Annotated in this window: 10 protein-coding genes; all 10 read right to left on the bottom strand. The window is 52.1% G+C overall.

Annotated elements, in window-relative coordinates; all coding sequences use genetic code 11:
• Positions 1-142: 142 nt before the first annotated feature.
• Entirely contained in the window at positions 143-382 is a 240-nt protein-coding gene (locus tag CLV58_RS25240; protein WP_106140620.1) for a transposase, read from the bottom strand.
• 68 nt (positions 383-450) lie between these two features.
• Complete coding sequence (locus tag CLV58_RS25235) at positions 451-669, bottom strand: IS110 family transposase (protein ID WP_106140619.1); 219 nt, start codon at positions 667-669, stop codon at positions 451-453.
• A 541-nt stretch (positions 670-1,210) separates the two neighbouring features.
• On the bottom strand, positions 1,211-2,206 hold the full coding sequence (locus CLV58_RS25230) for a hypothetical protein (RefSeq protein ID WP_106140618.1): 996 nt from the start codon (positions 2,204-2,206) through the stop codon (positions 1,211-1,213).
• A gap of 174 nt (positions 2,207-2,380) precedes the next feature.
• Positions 2,381-3,463 carry a hypothetical protein gene (locus CLV58_RS25225; RefSeq protein WP_106140617.1) on the bottom strand — a complete coding sequence of 361 codons (1,083 nt, stop codon included), beginning with the start codon at positions 3,461-3,463 and terminating at the stop codon, positions 2,381-2,383.
• Positions 3,464-3,506: 43 nt separating this feature from the next.
• Entirely contained in the window at positions 3,507-5,705 is a 2,199-nt protein-coding gene (locus CLV58_RS25220; protein ID WP_106140616.1) for a GTPase family protein, read from the bottom strand.
• 1,211 nt (positions 5,706-6,916) lie between these two features.
• Positions 6,917-7,327: a hypothetical protein gene (locus CLV58_RS25215; protein ID WP_106140615.1), complete on the bottom strand. Its 411-nt coding sequence runs from the start codon at positions 7,325-7,327 to the stop codon at positions 6,917-6,919.
• Between the two features lie 37 nt (positions 7,328-7,364).
• The gene (locus CLV58_RS25210; RefSeq protein ID WP_170108801.1) at positions 7,365-8,975 is read right to left on the bottom strand and encodes a T9SS type B sorting domain-containing protein; all 1,611 of its coding nucleotides are present in this window, start codon (positions 8,973-8,975) and stop codon (positions 7,365-7,367) included.
• A gap of 5 nt (positions 8,976-8,980) precedes the next feature.
• Entirely contained in the window at positions 8,981-12,049 is a 3,069-nt protein-coding gene (locus CLV58_RS25205) for an Ig-like domain-containing protein (protein ID WP_106140613.1), read from the bottom strand.
• Between the two features lie 58 nt (positions 12,050-12,107).
• Entirely contained in the window at positions 12,108-12,932 is an 825-nt protein-coding gene (locus CLV58_RS25200) for a T9SS type A sorting domain-containing protein (protein WP_106140612.1), read from the bottom strand.
• 70 nt (positions 12,933-13,002) lie between these two features.
• On the bottom strand, positions 13,003-19,284 hold the full coding sequence (locus CLV58_RS25195; protein WP_106140611.1) for a beta strand repeat-containing protein: 6,282 nt from the start codon (positions 19,282-19,284) through the stop codon (positions 13,003-13,005).
• Positions 19,285-19,291: the final 7 nt, after the last annotated feature.

Here is a 19,291-nt window from a genome sequence, read left to right as displayed (position 1 = left end):
TCAGCCGCGGACCCGAGGTACTGGTAACCCCTGTCAGGTCTTACTCAAAAATTGCACTTTTTATCACAACCTCGACTCAAAACAAAGATATGAGCGGCGGACCGTCACTTTTTTCGCAAGGCCTCCTTAACCGCTTCATGTTCTAAACTACGCTCAGCATACATTTTTTTAAGCCGTCGGTTCTCATCCGCGCGGCGTCCGCTTCTAAGTCTTTCAGGCGTTTGACCTCGGAAACCTGCATCCCCCCGTACTTCTGCTTCCAATTGTAGAAGGTGGCCTCACTGATGCCGTGTTCACGGATGATGTGAGCGACGGTGGTCCCTGTCTGCTGTTGCTGAATAATAGCTACGATCTGAGCCTCACTGAATCGATTTGCTTTCATGCTTCCTCCCCTTTGTGAAAAGATAAATAGAATCCTCTACTTTTCACTGGCCTACTTTCAAGGGAAGCTTACAGATGAGCATTGTAGATACCGGTATGCTCCATGGAGTACACAACCAGAGTTGAGTTCCAGTCGGGCAGTGCTTTCAACTGAGTCAAGGCTGATTTGATCCCTTTGAGGGTATTGTCAGTTTGGATACTCAAGCTGATGCCCTGCTGCTGAGTATAAACGGCCCAATCCAGGGTGTCTTTAGAAATGTCAATACCTACGAAGTGGTAAAAGTCCATGATGCTGATTAGTTTTGACGGTGTAGTCAACTCCTCGCTTTTGCTCAAACCCTTTTGTGGGCCGCGAACCCGATTTACTCTGGCACCGGCCACCCGGCCGAGCCAGAGTGGGGAAAACAGAGAGGAACCTGAATCGGTGCATAGGTCTGACTCCTGGGCGGCCCGCTAGGGTAGCCCTCTCTGGTTGACTACTGGCAAAAGACCAAATCTCGGCATATTACCAGTCCACAAACCTAAAGGGCGGCCCGGCATTAGCGACTAGCCGCAACACATCGGCCCGCGCGGGCGGCCCCGTTGAACTCGGCAGTGTACTTTCGTTTAGGGCGTTGGGATTGATTCATGGGACACGAAATTAATTAAGTTTCGTGTCCAGGTTTTTAGGACCATATTAGTCACTCCAGTGTACTGTTACAAGTCCAGTTTAAAGCGAAAGAAAGCTGCCCGAGACGATGCTTATCTAATGACTCTATTGAGCCAGCTAAACGTTTGATGCAATTACCCTAGTTACACCCTGATCAATATTCCCATTCGCTAAAATTTACTACGACATGGTCTCCCTAATAAAAAATACAGACGATTGTTTTCTGACTGACGTACCTACTTTATTACTCTCCACTGCATTTTTCCTCAGCCGTATGAGTTTCCAACCGTTTCTTGCGGTAAATTCAAACTTACAGTAGAGAGCATAACAAGTGGTAGAATCAAGTAGTGCCAGCATTGTCAGTACTACCAGCGGATATAGGTCTTCACTGCTAATCTGATGAGCCAGGTTGATAATATCACATGTGTTGTCGTAACAACTCATAAATACCTGAACCCGTCTCCAAGAAACTTGCTTTAGTTGATCAAGATGGTCTCCTTCCCCCATCATTTGCTGTAAACTAGCATACTCATCACACCAGTATCGTTCCCATTCAGCGACAAATTTTGGTATAAACACATACTTTTCAATATTTCTGTTCGCATAAATCCTACTCCATATGTCTTTTGCTGTTTCAGCTCTTATTTCGCTAACAAGTCGCCCTTCAACATATTCTTTCAATCGAGTAGTCAACCCAGCGTGCGTATCGATCTCCCATACTTTTCCACCAGCAGTTGAAAATTGAACAACACTCGTTAACGCCGAGACGTTGTAGTCTAGCCTCTTTAAGCATGAAAACTGCTCAAAAGCTTGAATAAATTGATTGTAAGCAGGGATATTTGACGGCTGGTTTATTCTATCGAATAATTTACAGGCTAGTCCATCAACACCCGCATTCTTAATGGCTTCTTCAGCTTCATTTTTTAGCGACACGAGAACATCTACGGGCAAAACTCCTAACTCAATCAGTTCATGATACCGCTCGTCCAGATATAATTTGAATTGTAGTAGTACGTGATGATACGGATCATCGTAGCTAGTCTCTTCATAGTCGCTATTCCAATTTTCAGGAATGATGCTGTATCCTAAGTCAAAGAATACAGAAGAGATCTCATCGCTAATACGACAACACAAATTATTAAGATGTCGATCAGCTCTATAATAGGTGACTTTCATGCTATTCTGTTGTTTGTAAGAAACGATATTTAATCAAAAGAGTACGATACGACTGACCACAAGACATTATACCGTTACATTTCCATATTTATTTCAATCATACCAAAATTAAAATTTTAATTGTAAAATATGATAACAAATTAGCTTCTAACATCTAAAATTCGTAACGATTACTCATAGAAGATTACTCCCCTGCACAACCAAAAATCCGTTTGCCTTAACATCTACAGAGGAATCTCCTAGACACTCTTTTGTAAAATTACCAATAGCATTAGTAAACGATTTACTATCACCAAAAAGAGTAAACCAAGCTCCTGAATTTTCCAAAAACCGTTTTATAACGAAGCGTAGTATATAGCGCAATGGTTGATCACAGTACTTGGGATCGTAGGTAGATGAAAGATTTTTCTTTATAAATCTTGGTGAATACCCTTCTTTATTATCCATGTATGCGTAGACGATACCACCAAGCGTTTCAACAGGTGTAATCACAACGGCGACTTTTTCATGTAGCTCGTCACTGGACAAGACATCAAACAGACATTTATACTTTTCATTTATACGGTCAGTAAGTTTTTTGGATTTATCAAAAGTGCTCATCCATTCTTCACACTTGACAGGTGCTACTATCACTAATCGTTTATCAACTGTATCGGTATAAGCTTCGTCAATTATTTGCGCTATGTGCTCAGGTAGATTGTTATTCTCGCATGGGTAAGTAGCTTTATAGGCTTGGTCATTCTCTACCATCAGCGATGGTGTATCTATTGTAATGATCGTTATGTTACACTCTCGTACCCTGTTAATTACATCTTCTGTATTTTCTATTAATTGCTCCCCAGGATAATCCCGTAACACTAATTGCAATTTGGGCTTATGGCTTTTCTTGCCCAGATTAAATCTGTACTCTCTATCAGTCAACGATTTCTCTTCTTTTCCTTTAACAAGAAAAAGGAAATTCACAACATTAGTAAAAATATTTTTTTCATAAACATCTGTATCAGTATCCTGTGAAATCAAGGTTGTAGAAGGGACCACATCTGCATTGTTGAGTGGCATTTTTGTTATGCTGTTGAAGGCACTTTTTAAGTTATCAATTTCGTTGCTTAATTGGGTTGCTTCTAGATGAGCAGGCTTTATCTCGAGGGTAGTACTATTATCTACTACTTTATCAAACTGTTTGTAGATGGAGGATAACAAGCTAGTTTTACCAGAGCGTGGTGCACCAAGTACGGTAATACTAAATTTAAGAACCATGAATGCAGATGTATTAGATGAATGGAGTTAAGAAGTCTTTGTACTACTGCTTCTCCACGATAGATTTATTTATTGTTCTCAGCCGCTCAACAACATCTATCCACTGCCATCTGAGTCTGTTGTCGATAAAAAATTCCGGAAAACTCTCTGGCCATATTCTACCTCGATTGCTCATATAAAACGATTGCCATTCATCCATTGCATTTTCGGATCGAAGTACTTTATCAACGAACTGCTCAACAGTAGCAAAAATAGCGTGGTTAATCTCTACTGACCAGTAGTTAATTTCGCTCTCAATTCGCTCCAGGGCTATTTTGTGCATGGCGGTTAGTAAATCATAAATTTCCTGCGCAGAAGGCTTTGCACTCAACTCCGCCATTCCCGTGTCAGGCGTCAGATAGTCCAGGTGTTTACGAAGTCGGTAATAAAAAAAGCCCTGATAAGATAGTTTGAAGTTCACGAGTGTTTTAAAGGCCGGATCAAGAACGGGATATTGTTCTCCCAGAAGCGTTGATACTTCGCCTAGAAAAGCTGAGCCGCCTGTTGCGCTGATGTTAGTCAAACTTCCTTTCTCAACGCTGATCAGAATGATAGCAAGTTGCGATTTGACAGACTCCACCGATTCTGCTAAACCTTCCTCCAGTTGTTCGAAATGCTGCGTCAGATGAGTTCTGATGTAATTCAGGTAGTACTCGCAGGCAGACTTGTAGCCTCCAAATAAATTTCGAGTTTCTTCTATCTTATCCAGGCTCGGAATGCCAGCGTTTATATAAGCGCTCTCTTTTGAATCTATTACGTATTTTTCAAAAGAGAGATCGGGCATATCGCGCTTGGCTTTAAGGTCATTAGTCAATTTTTCTAAACCACTATAAACGCGCTTTATAGTCTCTCTAAAAAGCTTATTGAAACTATTAAAGTTAAGTACAGATGATTCATGGATACCTATAGCCTCGTCAGCCTTGTGCAATTCTATCTTGATCTGAGCATGTATACGTTTTAGTGCATTATCACCGTCAAGTACGAACGAACTATTGATCTGAGTAGCCGTTTTCGTTAAATGGGTGAGAAGAGTAAGCAGGACGACGTTGTTTACGTCAGCAGCATCAGCGCAGTCAGCAATGAGCACATCTGCAAACGCCATTTTATCGATTGACTCCCGAGCCATACGTTCACAGTTTTTTACGTTGTTCTCGTTAGGGGAGGGCGAATTAACACGATTCATGATAAGCAGCGAGCGTAAATTCATCGGAATTTCAGGCTGCGCACTTCTTATCGCATCATACAGACCAAGTTCTTGTGGTTTCCATACCTCGCCTAGTCCCGAGGGTTTTTTAACAAACAGAACAACGTCGATTTCATCGAGTAGTGTTCTATCAAGCCATTCCTCTGCCACAAGTCCAGTATCACCGAGTCCAGGCATGTCAATTAACGCAATGTTACTCATAGTCTCATGAGGGAAACGGCAAAAAATATGGGCTTCCTTTACCGCCATAAACCTAAATGAACTTCTTTCTCCGGATACATCATCCTGTGCGACATACTCCCGTATATTGTCTACGGAAACCGTAATTGGTGAGGCTGAGAATAAAAAGTGCTTGTATTTACCAATATTGTTTTTGTACAGTTCCAGCTGGTTGTACTTAGTTTTATCACTTACACTGTGCTGCTTTTCTACAGGCAAGGGAGGAAGTGAATTCTTCTCGAAATCATCAATCGTTCTGGGTGGAGTGATTGATGCGAGCAGTTCCTTGTAGTATGGATTGATAATTTTTTCGATGAACTCACTTTCATTGTAAAAATGAATTTCCCCGTGGGGATTTGATGAGTTCTCATTGATAAATATACTTTTGGTTCCAGTACAATGTCCATACGATCCGGTGGGTATTATCGTATCATCTAGCCCTGATAAACTGCGTAAAAGTTGACTTTTTCCTTGTCTTGCCAAACCGACTACACCTATATTTATTGTATTTCTGGAAAATATACCATGATAACTACAAAGCTTCTGTTTCTCCAGAGTGATTACATTTAAAATACCGTCAAGGTCGATTGCAATCAGTTTGTTTTTAACATTTTCGTTACTAATCGAATTGACTATTTCATTGCGTCTTTGATCCATTGCATCGAGGACAGCTGTTAACGAGTCGAGAATTCTTATTTTCTTGTCAAAATCTCTGGCCAATGCATGGCGATTTTTTACAATAAAACTTATTTGCTGCTCTTGAGCTGAAAGAACTGTCATAAACTAAACTTTAACTTCTCTTTAGGTCAGAAAAACTATTTGTCAACATGCAATTTGTCGCCGCCTTGAAAAACAGTTGTCTATTTCAATTATTAAGCAACTTTTTGGCAAAATATCACTCAAAATTATAGTTAATTGGACCAATCCGGCACTACTCATGAACCAATTTTACAATGGTATATTACCCCAGTTAACACGTAATATGGGTATCATCAGCCATAATCGATGTATGATAAATACGCATTGAGTCTACAATAGCAGCGTACTCGTAATATCCCTTAACGTCGGTGTTTTACAGGATCGACGGCTCTCACCACCAGGGTAAACGCACGAGCCACTTATACAAGGGTAACGTACCAGGAGTAGGGATTTCAGACTGCCGACAGTTGAGTTGGATTGTGAACGAATTTAGACTGGGATGTTGACCCGGAAACGTGGGGAGGTACGTAACTGCAATCCATTGATTCGTAGCTTCAGCTTCTTCAAGGAGATCGAACAATCGGGTACATCCTATTAGCCAAAAGACCTCGTCTAATGTCTGGGCGTAAGCTTGCTCTCCAGAATTCCAGCCAGCGCTTCTACCCAAGGCTGTATATTTCTGATATAGTTGTAATCCATTCATTGGTTGTCCATTTACCCTTTCCCGTCCCGGTAAGGGTAATTCTGTATGGGTGGTTTTTACGACTGGCAGGCTTTCCCTGCCAGTTGAAGGTCGGTCTGATTGATACGAAGTCAGTCGGTTTGCGCGCGGTCAGACTGTATTTTGCCTTTCCCTCAGGAGGCTCTTGTCTGCGCAGTGCCCAGTTAACGATTACTGGCCATAAAACTGAGTAGAATACGGTCACCGTGGCGGCCACTCTAGGCGTTATAGCTCCCCAGCCCAGGATTTTTGACGTCTGTAGGCTGCTGTGTAGGTCAGAAGTCTGGTGAGTCGAAAGTATACGAAAGCCTGTCACTCTTAACAATCAGTTTGATTAGTGCGAATGTCAGTAGTGCACTTATCCCAATCACCGAAAAACCGATTGCCCACAACCAACACAATCGCTTATCGTGGGGTATCAGTTTATGAATTACCAGATCATTGAGTAGCCAGTTCCATAATCTGTTAGTCATAAACGAGAACGGGTTAAGAGACGTACACAGACGTAGCAAAAAGTTGTCGTACGGTGTTGTCATCAGTGGAGTCATGTCGCCCGGAGTACGATATGATTTCAGAAACTCCTACCAGGAGTTCGTGCGTATTTCTGCATAAAGTTATTTACCTGGTAGAGTTCAGTATCTCGCCACAGGCAGCAGTCGTTCATCAGCGACTGGATACGCTGCTTGCCAATATGCGTTTCCCGGACAAGCCGTTTCCAGTCATGCTCTGATAACGTCTGTAACTGCTCGTTGAGCAGGCGGAGCGGTACTTCCAGATTAACCGTCATCCCGAACAGTCGCGCTAACTGACTCAGTTCATCGGCCCGCCAGTCTGCGGTCTTTATCTTTCGTCGTAATATATTGAGTGATAGCTGCATGTCTTCCACTAAGTCGGAAGCCCTGAGCTGCTTTTGTTTCACAACTCGTAATACTGCTTCACGCGCATTTAAATGGGACACAATGAGTTGGCTGATCTCGTTCATAGAGGAAGAAATTGGCAAAAACTGGATATGGGTTTGTTCAACGAATGATCTGTACACTACCTGAGTAGGCTGTATAGAGCGTAGTTAGCACGTACTGGTAGAGGCCCGGCTCCAGCGGTACTCCATTACCGGCAGCGTCCCAGGGGGTCCGGTAGGGCGATTGGTCATAAACAATGTCTCCCCACCGGTTGACAACCTGTAAGCGACAGGGCTGGTGATAGCTTATGTTCTGTATGACCCATGTGTCGTTTACACCATCGCCGTTTGGTGTGAACGCGGTTGGTATAAACAGAGTGGGCACTACGATCAACGTAACCGTATCGCTTGCAACACAACCCTGATCACTTTGAACCGTTAACGTATAACTCATCGGTAGCTGGGCCGTAATTACCGGATCAGCTACCGTAGTCGAGCTTAACTGGTCGGCCGGCGACCAGGTAAACGACGTTGCATTGCTGATCTGAGGAGCTAATCGAACTGACTGCCCGGCGACGAGTGGACCAACGGTGCCGATACGAACCGATGTTCGTTCGGCCTTGCTGACATTAATTAGCCGCAGGAGGTCGGAGGAGGCTGAGCAACCGTTTACCGTCACCGCCACTGAGTACGTACCACCTACCGTGGCCACAAACGATGGCTGCGGTCCCGTAGTGACGGCTTGGTTGTTAAGCATCCATGTATAGGACGCCTTAGCTATAGACTGGGCCGACAGCGTAACCGGTAAAGGTGTACAGGTTTCTCCCGTGTAGGTCAGCTTGGCCGTGGGGACCGCCTTGACGAACACGCTTTTAGTTGCCGTGGCCAGCTGACCATCGCAGGGCAACGTGCCCGTGGTCGTCACCTTTACCCGAATCCGAACCTGATACCCCGTCGCGCTACCAGGAACAAAATAAGTAAACACGGGCGTGTCGAGCACCGGACTGATGGGTTGCTCATCGGCAAACCACTGATAACGGTAGGTAACAGCAGGCGTTGGATTGGTAAGTTCAGCCTGTAGTTCCAGCGATTGTTTTCCACAAACTGAGTCGGCAGCAGCGTGAATCTGTACGGTCGGCCCCTGGTTGATATTACCTGCGTACACATTCCCACCCGCCCCCAGAATGGAGACGCTGTTGCCGGTGTTGATGCCTTTCGAATTAGGTGTTCTGAACTCGTCCGTACCGTTGTCGATCAGCTGGGCCTGGACCGAGCAGGGTCCCTTCCGTTTGAACTGAAACAGAAGGATGTCCTGCCCGGCTGGAATGTTGAATAAAACGGTCGGCGAGTTGTTGTTGATAAAACTAAAAAACAGGTAGTCGCGATCTGGATTTTCCGGCGGAGCATCGACCCGGTCGGCCTGCCGCCAGGTCATGTTTGGGATCGGCGAAGTCAGGTCCGTGATCTCAAAGCGTTCAGCGGCTAGCCCGTGGGGCACCGCCAGCGTCACCTGCGTCGTACTGATCAAAGCAGAGCGGCCGGTATAGTCCACTGCCGAGCGCATATAGACGGCGTAGGTTTGACCATCTGCATGCAGGACAAGTCGTAAGCTAACCTGCGCACTGGCGGATAATCCGGTCAGAACGAATGTCATTAGCAGGTAGACTTGATACCACATGCCATTCGCGCTGACGCCAAACATACGGGCATAGTGCCCAAGCGGACTATACATACGCATCAACGGGTTCGCTTGGTGATAACAAATGGTACACAACGGGCGGGCTGGCAGCAGCTACCGGCCGGCCGCAGTCGAACGATCAGTGGGCAGCAGCCACCACTTGGGCAGTTTACGTTCGTACTGACCGTATACGTCCCTTCCTGATTGATCACCAGACTAGTCGTCGTTGCCTGGGCTATCGGTTGCCCGTTTCTGTACCACTGGATCGACGTAAACGAGCCAGTGATGGAGAAGGTAAACGTTTCGCCCTGGCATAGATCGACAGGAACCGAAAAGCAGGCCACCGCCAGATCGTCTTCGCCATACTGCTGATTGTTGGGCGTCGAGTCCGGGTCATACTGACCGGATGCGACAATTTCCGACTGTACCGTGGCCACACCACCCGTAGCCGCCGACAGACCGATCGTTAGCGTCACGCTCTGACCAGCGGCAAGCGTGCCGATGTTCCACAAACCTGTTGTCTGATTAAACGTGCCTACCGAAGCTGACGATGCGGTAACTGGCTGGCCGGTCGGTAGGGTGATCTTGTCGACAATACCAGTAGCCGAGTCAGGACCACTATTGGTCACGATAATAGTAGCCGTTATGGCCTCAAACTGATTGGGGGCTTTGGTAGACAGACTAATGGTTGTCGAAATATCAGCCGTACCGCTAGTTGGTCCGGATGTCGCCGTAACCGTAACCGGTTGCGCGGTGCAGCCACCCGTATTGCAGGCCGTTACCGTTACACTCGACGGACCTGATGGCACGGTCACTAAACAGGTGAAAGAGCCCGATGTGCTGGCCGTCGTCGTGCACAGCGTCGCGTTACCCGGACCGGTGATAGTGATCGTACTACCCGGCGTAGCCGCCCCCGAAATAGGCTGCGTAGTCGGGCCTGGCGGGGACTGTACTACCGTCAAATTGGGTGGTGCAGTTGTCGTAACGGCCGTAAAACCGACCATTGCCGGCGAAGAGCACCCACCAGCACTACAAGCTACGGCGGTGATACTGTTGGGGCCTGCTGATACGGTCACAGCACAACTATAGCTTCCCGACGCACTGGCCATGGTTGTACAGAGAATCGTATTACCCGGACCCGTGATGGTCACCTGACTGCCCGGCGTAGCCGTACCCGATACGGTTGGACTAGTCGTAGTCGTACCGTTGTTAGTCGGCGAGGAGATACTCACAGCCGGTGCACTGATACCCGTTATGTTCACCGGTTGTGAGGTGCAGCCACCCGTATTGCAGGCCGTTACCGTTACACTCGACGGGCCTGATGGCACGGTCACTAAACAGGTGAAAGAGCCCGATGTGCTGGCCGTCGTCGTGCACAGCGTCGCGTTACCCGGACCGGTGATAATGATCGTACTACCCGGCGTAGCCGCCCCCGAAATAGGCTGCGTAGTCGGACCTGGTTGGGGCTGAGCCACTGTCAGCCCCGGGGGCGTCGTCGTAGCGGCCGTAAAAGTGCTCACCACTGGTAAGGAACAACTGCCTGCACTACAGGCAATGGCGGTGATGCTGTTGGGGCCTGCTGATACGGTCACAGCACAACTATAGCTTCCCGACGCGCTGGCCATGGTTGTACAGAGAATCGTATTACCCGGACCCGTGATGGTCACCTGACTGCCCGGCGTAGCCGTACCCGATACGGTTGGACTAGTCGTAGTCGTACCGTTGTTGGTCGGCGAGGAGATACTGACAGTCGGCATGCCAGATACGGCGATAGTTATTCCATACGTATTATTGGCTACGTTGTCATTTGCTGCTCCTGTCACGGTACCGCTAACGGGCAGTTGAACAGCTGTCGTCTGCCCGGTACTTGCCGCAACATTTATATAGACGGCTGGCAGCGAGCCGCCAGCGGAAACTGGCTGTATTGATGTGCAGGTAACCAACGTACCCGTCGACTGGCCCGTTGTTCCGCACGTCCAGCCTGTCCCCGTGGCTCCCGTGTAGGTAAGTCCTGTCGGCACTAGTGTTTGGGTAGTCGTTGTCCCGGCGTAAAGACTACTGCCCACATTACCAACCGTCAGCGTCAATGTAGCGGGTGCTGCCGGGGCAAGCGAGGCAGGTCCGACAATAGCTGCATTAAGATCAGCGATACCCGGTGTTGGTGCAGCCTGAATCGTTACCGCCTGGCTGAAGGCATCGTTGCTGGTGTTGCTCTCACTACCCCCGCTAACTGAACCGGCGATGGTCAGTGGCTGCGTTGCGACAAGTGAAGCGATCAGCGACAGCGTGATCGTGCTGCCGGCACTGGACGCCAGAACGGCGCTGGTGGTACAGCTGACGGGGGTTGTACCAGCCGACGCGGTGCCGACACTACAACCCCAGCCTGTACCCGACGAACCAGCGTACGACAAGCCCGTCGGTATCCCGGCGGTGACGGTAATTATACCAGCGGTGCTGGCAGTGCCAGCATTGGTAACCTGCACACTGTAGGTTCCCGAACTCCCTACGGTCAGCGTCGACGGCCCCGTGATACTGGCGGTCAGGTCCGCAACGGTTGTACTGCAGCTGGCCCCGGTGCCGTAGTTACCTGTGTACGCATTACCGGGACCCCGTCCCAGGACAGTTAGCTGGTTGCCCGGGTTCGTGTTCTGCGAATTAGGGGTTTGAAAAACATCCGTCTGGTTGTCAAACAGCGTAACGGCACCCAGGCAGCTTCCCGTATTTTTAAAGGAAAACAGCTCGATCTCCTGGTTGGCAACGATGTCAAACAAGACGGGGCTGGCACTACCGCTGAATCCGAAGGAAATATAATCGATGGCGGGATTTTCAGTGGGCGCATTAACCCGGGCGTTCTGACTCCAGGTCATGGATTGACTGCCAACTACCTTACCCTGTAGGTTGGTAACGGTGAACTGCGCACTACCACTACCGTGCGGTACCAGTATCGTCACCTGCGCCGTACTGATGCGGCCCGCGTTGCCCGTGTATGAACTGGTTGACGTCATGTAAACCCGGTACGTCTGTTTATCAGCGTCCAGGCCAATGCGGTATTTCACCTGAGCGGCCGCAAACCTGCTGCTCAGGGCGATGAGCAGCAGCGTCCACAGCAGCGTAGAAAATTTCTTCATAGTACCCCTAATTATCGTAGAATGTATGCCCTGACGCGCTGAATGCCGTCTGGCTAGGTTACCGGGCAATCAGCAGTTTCTGACCTGATCCCAGGCGTACACCGCCCCGCTCGAGATAAATGATGTACTGACCGGCGGGGAGCTGTTCGACGCTAAGCTCTTTAGTGTTGGAACCACTGCGCATATAAGCGTTCTCCTGGCTTACGGTCCTACCCGTACCGGCGTCGGCGATCAGCAGCGTAACCTGCCCCTCAAAACCGTTAAGGTAGTTAGCCCAGGTCACGGTAACGCGATCTTTTGCCGGGTTCGGGTAGACCTGCCGCAGGCCCACTTTCTGGCTGCTTGGGGCCTCGTCCTTCAGATTGCCGGCGTACGCGTTGGTCCTGCCGAAACCAAGAACACTGATGTGGTTCTGAACATTGAATTTCGAGCCTTTATCCAGTACCAGCGGGTCTGTGTTGTTATCGATCAGTTGCACCTCAGCCGCGTCCGTGCCTGTGTTCTGAAAGCTGAACAAGGGTATCTCCTGCCCGGCTGCGTAGGCTAACTGGCGGGTAGCCATCGACTGTAGCGCCACCGACACGTAATCGTAGTCCGTGGAACCATCCGGGCTCTTGATCACCGTTCCCTTGTCCCACTCCACACTAGGCTGCAGCGACTTGATAGCGCCCAGGACAAAGCCATCAGCAGCTTTTACCCGCATGCTTACCTGCATGGTGCCGGTGATGGCCTGCTGGGCGGCTAGCGACTTGTCAGAAACCAGACTGACGGTGTATGTACTGGCGTCCGAACGGGTCAGCTTAAACTTTACCTGCGCCTGCGCGGACAAACCGAAGCCGCTCACGATGAGCGCCAGACAAAACGTTTTTAGCGATGTATTCATGGCAAAAATGAAGGTTAAACTAGTTTGTAAGAAAGGCCGGTCGAACTATGCGGTCCGACCGGCCTGTACCTTAGGGCAGGTGTTGCCGAACAATGAAGTTGGCCAGTACACCCGTATTATCCGGGTGGCCGATGACGTTGAAGAAGATCATATCGACTTCGTTGGAAGGCCCCTGGAAAATTGTCGTACCATCCATGTTCGCATCGGCAACGTCGTAGCCGCTGGTAATGAAGTTGGCGACATAGCCGGTGTTCGCAGTATCGATCATGACCCGGTAAAAAATTGGATCGATGTCCGTATTGGGTCCTTGGAAGATGATTTGATTATCCCCGTTGGTGTTACCCGCCCACAGCATGGCTTTCGCATTGTTCACGTAGGCAGGTTGGGTACCCGCGTTGGGCAGCGTATAGAGGTTAGCCGGAACGGTCAGGTCGACCGTGGTTACCGACGCGCTCAGCGCCTGAGCCTGGGCCGACATTACCCCGAGGTGATTCCGGTGGCGCACAACGACGTAGTACGATCCGGATGTCAGGTAAGTAAACGTGAGGGGCGACACGCCATCCAGCGCACTGACGATGTCGCCGTCCCGCTGAATCAGCGCAGGCCGGGTCGCCAGAATCGTTGCCGGATTAGTGGCGCTGTGCAATTCAACCATCACCCAGTCGACGATGGCGTTGGCACCGGTAACCGACAGGATAGCGGCCGTCGTCGTTTCGTTACCGCTATTGATAAAGGTGTACGTCGAATTACCACCCAGCGGCCCACCGTACGGTTGGTTTAGGGGGAGCAAATTTTTCTGCCGTAACTTATCCTGCATCAGCCCCGTCGTTGGCTCGTAAGCGCCCTGCAACAGCACTTTTATGGCCAGACTCACGCCCCCCGGCAGTACCGCACCAGGGTAGTTGAGGTAAGCGATATTGTTGGCCAGCACCGTCTCACCCGTTACGGGCGCAACGCTCGCACCGAAATTCAGATTTGCATAACCGATGGCCCCGTTCAGTGGCAGGACAGGAATAAGCAGTGCCGACGAACTACCTGCGGTCAGGTTGGCCGCACTGACGCAGCCGACAACCGACCCCGCGGTGGAACAGGTCCAGCCATTGGTCGTGAACGTAGTGCTACTCGTAGTGAAGTTAGCCGGCATGGCGAGCGTGAGCGACAGCGGGCCGACGGCGGTAGCCTGCGGGCCGTTGTTGGTAACCGACACCGTGATGGTCGCGGGCTGTCCAGCCGTCAGCGTAACGCTTTGGGCAGGAAACGACACAGCCAGATCAGCGGCCGCAACCGTACCAGCGTAATTGATGATACCGACGTTATTAGGCAGTACGGTTTCACCGATCGTCGGCTGAACGTTGATCTGGAAGGAAGGGTTGACCAGACCACCCGTAGTACCCGTAGGCACGACCGGAATCGAAAGTGAAGACGAAGCGCCGATGCCCAGGCCTGCCGCATTCGTACAGCTGACAACGTTCGCCGTTGTCGAACAGCCCCATGTGTTCGTGGTAAACGTGGAGGTACTGGTCGTAAAGCCGGCCGGCATCGTAAACTGAAGCGACAGCGATCCTGTCGTAGCAGCCGTTCCTACGTTGGCAACCGTGAAGGCTACGGTCGCGGGCTGACCCACCGTCAGATTGAACGACTGCGTCGGAACCGTCACCGATAGATCAGGGGCCGGGGCGGCTATAACCGGAACGGTCGTTACGATCGACCCGCTGTTGTTACCCACATTGGTTTCGCCGGTAGCCGGATTGACGTACAGGCCCATGGTGATCAACGCGTTGGTCAGCGAAGCACTCGGTGTAACCGGAACGTTGACCGTGGTACTTTGTCCCGGTGTCAGGGTAAGGCTGCTGCTGACAAACGTAACGACGACGGAACCGTTCGCCTGTGGTACCTGCGACTGAACAACCCAGCCAGCCGGAACTTGGGCCGTATTGAGTGTCAGCGCGGCTGGTAGTGAAATCTGGAACGTGATCGGCCCCGCAGCAGCGGCATTACCCATGTTCTGAATACTAACCGGCAGCGCCGAGGTCTGACCCACCATCAGCGTCGGTTGCGGCTGGCTACCGCTGATGGTCAGGTCAGGAACCGGCGTCGGCTGAACCGGCGTAGTTGGTGTTACGGTCTGCGTGGTCGAGGTCGGCTGTCCCTGAACGGGTAGTACCGTCACCGTAAAGGGTGGTTGCGTGCCAACGGTGCTGGCGTTTGGTAGCACAGGCAGGTTAAGCTGAACTGAACTGCCGGCCGGGAAGCCAGTCGTGTTCTGGGTGGTCAGCGTCACGACGGTGGTGCCGTTTGATCCGGCAGTACTACCGGTCAGTACCCAGCCCGTAGGCAGGGTCAGCTGCGCCTGATTGAGAGACACGCCGGCGGGCAGCACAACCTGAGCGACCAGCGGTCCCTGCGCCGTACCGTTGCCGACGTTCTGGATCGTCACGGGAATGATCGACGTCTGACCCGCGACCAGCGCGGGGGTGGGCTGCCCCACCGTCAGCAAAATGTTGGGTGCAGTGACAGGCGACACCGTATAGGTGGCGGTGCCCGGCGACGGCTGGCCCGTTGGCTGAATCGTCGTGGTAATGACGGGCGTCGTACCAGCGGCTGACTGGCTGGTCACTACAGGCAGGTTCAGTATCAACTGGCCACCGTTGGCGGTGATCGACGCGGTGGGGTTGACCAGCGTGTAGATCGTACTACCATTGGGCCCAGCTACGCTACTACCGATGGTCCAGCCCGTCGGTAGCTGTCCCTGGAGCACCGACACACCGGCGGGCAGGCTGATCGTCGTACTGATCGGACCGGTAGCCGGGGCATTCCCGTTGTTGGTAAAGGTGATCGGGAAAATCGACGTCTGGCCAACCGACAGCTGGGGCGACGGTGCACCGATCGTCACAACGACATTCGGGGCCGCAGGGGCTACGACGGGCGTTACTACGCTTACGCTTGTCGTGGTAGTCGGATCAGTCGGTAACGTTGGTGTCGTAACGACCACCGGCAAGTTCTGACCGGCGGACGAACCAGGCGGCACGATGGGTACGATTACGGTGCTGCTGCCGCCAACCGGCAGATTAACCGATGGATTGTACAGGGTATAGGTAATCGTTCCGTTACCGTTTGTCTGCTGACCGGTCATCGACCAGCCCGCTGGTAATGCACCGAGCGTTACACTGGTCGGCAGCGTTATTTGCGTCGTGAGCGGGCCTGCGTATGGGGCCGTTCCCGTGTTGGCAAACACCAGCGTCGCATTGTTGGGCTGCGTTGCTGTAAGCTGAGCGGGCAGCGTTACCGTCGTGACGATTTTGGGCGCTACGGGCGTTACGGTCAGACTACCGGCGTTGTTGCCGGTATTACTCTCGCCGGTAGCGGCAACAACACTCGCCGAGATCGTACTCGTTACGTTGGCGTTGGCCGCACTGGGCGTCAGGGCGACCGTTAGCGAAATGCCCTGCGTTGCCGACAGACTGGCGATCGGATTGGTGAGTACCAGCGTTGTCGTACCATTCGCGTTGGCCGTACTGGACTGGATTGACCAGCCCGGAGTCAACGTCAGTTGGTTGGCGGAATAACCGGCTGGCAGGACCAGTTGCGCCGTTACCGGACCCGGTGCGATGGCGGTGCCGACGTTGGTAACGGTCAGGCTCAGTGTCGAGGGCTTCGTCACTTCGAAGGCTGGGCTGGGCCCGTTCAGGGTCAGCTGCAGATCGGGCGTCCCCAACGAGACGGTCGCACTGGTGGTATTGTTCGCCACGTTACTCTCCGAGGCTACCTGTGTCAGTGTAGCCTGGAATGTCGCGGTTCCTGACGCCGTCGGCGCGATGCTGACCGGCAGATTGAACGGTACTGTTCCCGCCGGACTGACCCCGCCTGTATTGGTATAAAGCAGCGTTACGGTCGTCGCACCACCCGTTCCGGTCGTGCTATTGACTAATGACCAACCTATAGGCAGTCCGGTGGCATTTAGCGTTACACCGGCGGGTAGCGTTACCGCCAGGGTCAGCGAACCGGTTACCGAGATTTGGCCGACATTGCTGATTGTCATCGGAACCTGCGCACTCTGACCAGGTTGCATGGCCGGAAACTGGCCGAACGATACGGTCAGATCAGCTCCCAGCACCACCCCCGACGTTTGGATAGCAGCCACGTTGTTGGCCGTATTGGTTTCGCTGCTGGCAGCGGCAACGGTTGCACTGAAGGGTAATTGCTGCCCAATGACGGTGCTGGACGGTGTGATCGGCACTGACAGCGACAGCGTATTGCCCGATGACAGGCTACTGGGTGTCGAGCAGGTTACGCGTTGCCCCGTCGTCGAACAACCCCATCCGCCAGTGGCGGTGAAAGTAGCTGGGGCACTGACGCCGGCGGGCAGGGTCAGCGTCACACTCTGTGGTCCTGCGGCAACGCCTGACAGTATGTTCGTGACGTTGATCAGCAACGGATTAGTCTGACCAGCCGCCAGTACGCTGGGTTGCTGAATAGTAATCGCCAGATCAGACGGCTGCACCGCTACCGTTACGGTGCTGGGGCCGGTCGTACAGGCCTGACACGGGATCGATGGCGTAGCCGTCGTCGAGCCGCCCCCGGTCACGGTAGCGCTGTTGGGCTGCGAACCTGCCGTGGTAGGGTTAACGCGCAATGTAAAGGTCGTACTCGCACTGATGGCAATCGGCGTCGTACTCGAACAGGTTACGTTCTGACCTACGGCCGAACAAGTCCAGCCATTACCACCACCCGACACGAAAACCATGCCGGTCGGCAAGACGTCGGTTACCGTCACTGGTCCGCTCGTTGCGCCGGTTCCCGTGTTCGATACAGTGAACGTATAATCGAAGGGCGTATTCTGCGTTGCGCTGGCAGGAGCCTGCTTGATCAGCGTCAGCAGGGGTTTGGGGCACCCTACCGGGCACGTATAGTTACACGACCAGGCGTTGGACAGGCCATTTCCCGACACCGTCATCTGGTTGCCCGGGTTGGTTGTTGTCGAAGCGCCCTGGAAGGGATCGGCCAGGCTCCAGAGCGCTAGCTCGCCCAGGCAGCTCGCCAGCTGAAAACTAAAGAGCGGAATCTCCTGCTCAGCCGTGATCGGGAATAAACTGGAACTGGCGCTTTGACTATAGCCGAACGACGGATAATCTTTCGTGGGCGCTTCTGAGGGACTATTGACCCGGGCATTCAACGCCCAGTTCATCCCCGTTTGCAGGTTTACCAGGTTGGTGAACTGCGTTCCCGTCGGTACGTTCAGCGTAATCTGCGCCGTAACAACGCGGGCGGCATTACCGGTGTAGGTAGTTGCCGACTTCATGTACACCGTGTAGGTGATCCCGTCGGCACCCAGCTTCAGACCATAACGAACACCGGTTCCGCAGTCGGTACCCGACACGCAGGCACCCGCTGCGCTCACCGAGCGCGACGGACTCGATGGCGTGGAGGTATTATTGGCCGTATTGCTATCGGGTGTGGATGAACTTACCGTCGCCACAAACGTAGGCGTCGTGCCAACTGCCGAAGCCAGCGGGGTAACGGGCAACGTAAAGCTACTCGTCGCGCCCGCACTTAGCGAGGCCGGGCTGGAACAGCTAACGGTTTGGCCGGAGGTCGTACAACCCCAGCCACTGGTCGAAAAACTGGACGGGGCGGTGATACCCGACGGCAGCGTGGTTACCACGGACAGCGGACCGACTGCGGTACCGGTGCCGACATTACTGACGCTGATGGGAACACTGGCAACCTGACCGGCCGTCAGGGGCGGCACCGGTCCGGTGCTGACCGTCAGGTCCGGCGCTCCGCAACTGGTCGCAGTACCGGCGTTCGCCAAGTAAGCGTTACCCGTACCGGCGCCCAGTATCGTCATGGCGTTGCCGGGGTTGGTACTGGTAGAGGTACCCTGAAAGGCATCGGACGTCGACCAGAGTGCCAGTGAGCCCGGACAAGCGCCATTGTCCGTGAAGGAAAACAGCAGGATATCCTGGTTAGCGGGAATGTCGAACAGGGTGGGCGTTGCGCTCTGGCTGAAGTTGAACGAGAGATAATCGAACGCAGGATTCTCGCTGGGCGCATTGACCCGTGTGGCGACCGACCAGCCCATGTTCTGGTAGCTGGTTACGGTGGGAGAACCGGTCCCCTGGCTGAGATTGGACAGTGAACCGGTTGGTAGCCGCAGGGTTACCTGCGCCGAGCCGATACGGGCCGACGCGCCGGTATACGACGTTACGGAACTCATGTAAACCTTATAAGTCCCGCCAGCGTCCCTGGTCAGCTTGTAGCTGACTACAGGGGTGGCCGCCTGGGCGATGGTCTGGCATAAAACAACCAGCAGGGCTATTGCTAGCCAGGTTCGTAGAATTTTCGTGTACATGTGGGCG

The organism is Spirosoma oryzae (assembly GCF_003002825.1).
Lineage (GTDB): Bacteria > Bacteroidota > Bacteroidia > Cytophagales > Spirosomataceae > Spirosoma > Spirosoma oryzae.
The sequence above is the reverse complement of the archived record's forward strand: the minus strand, read 5'-3'. Positions and strand labels throughout refer to the sequence as shown.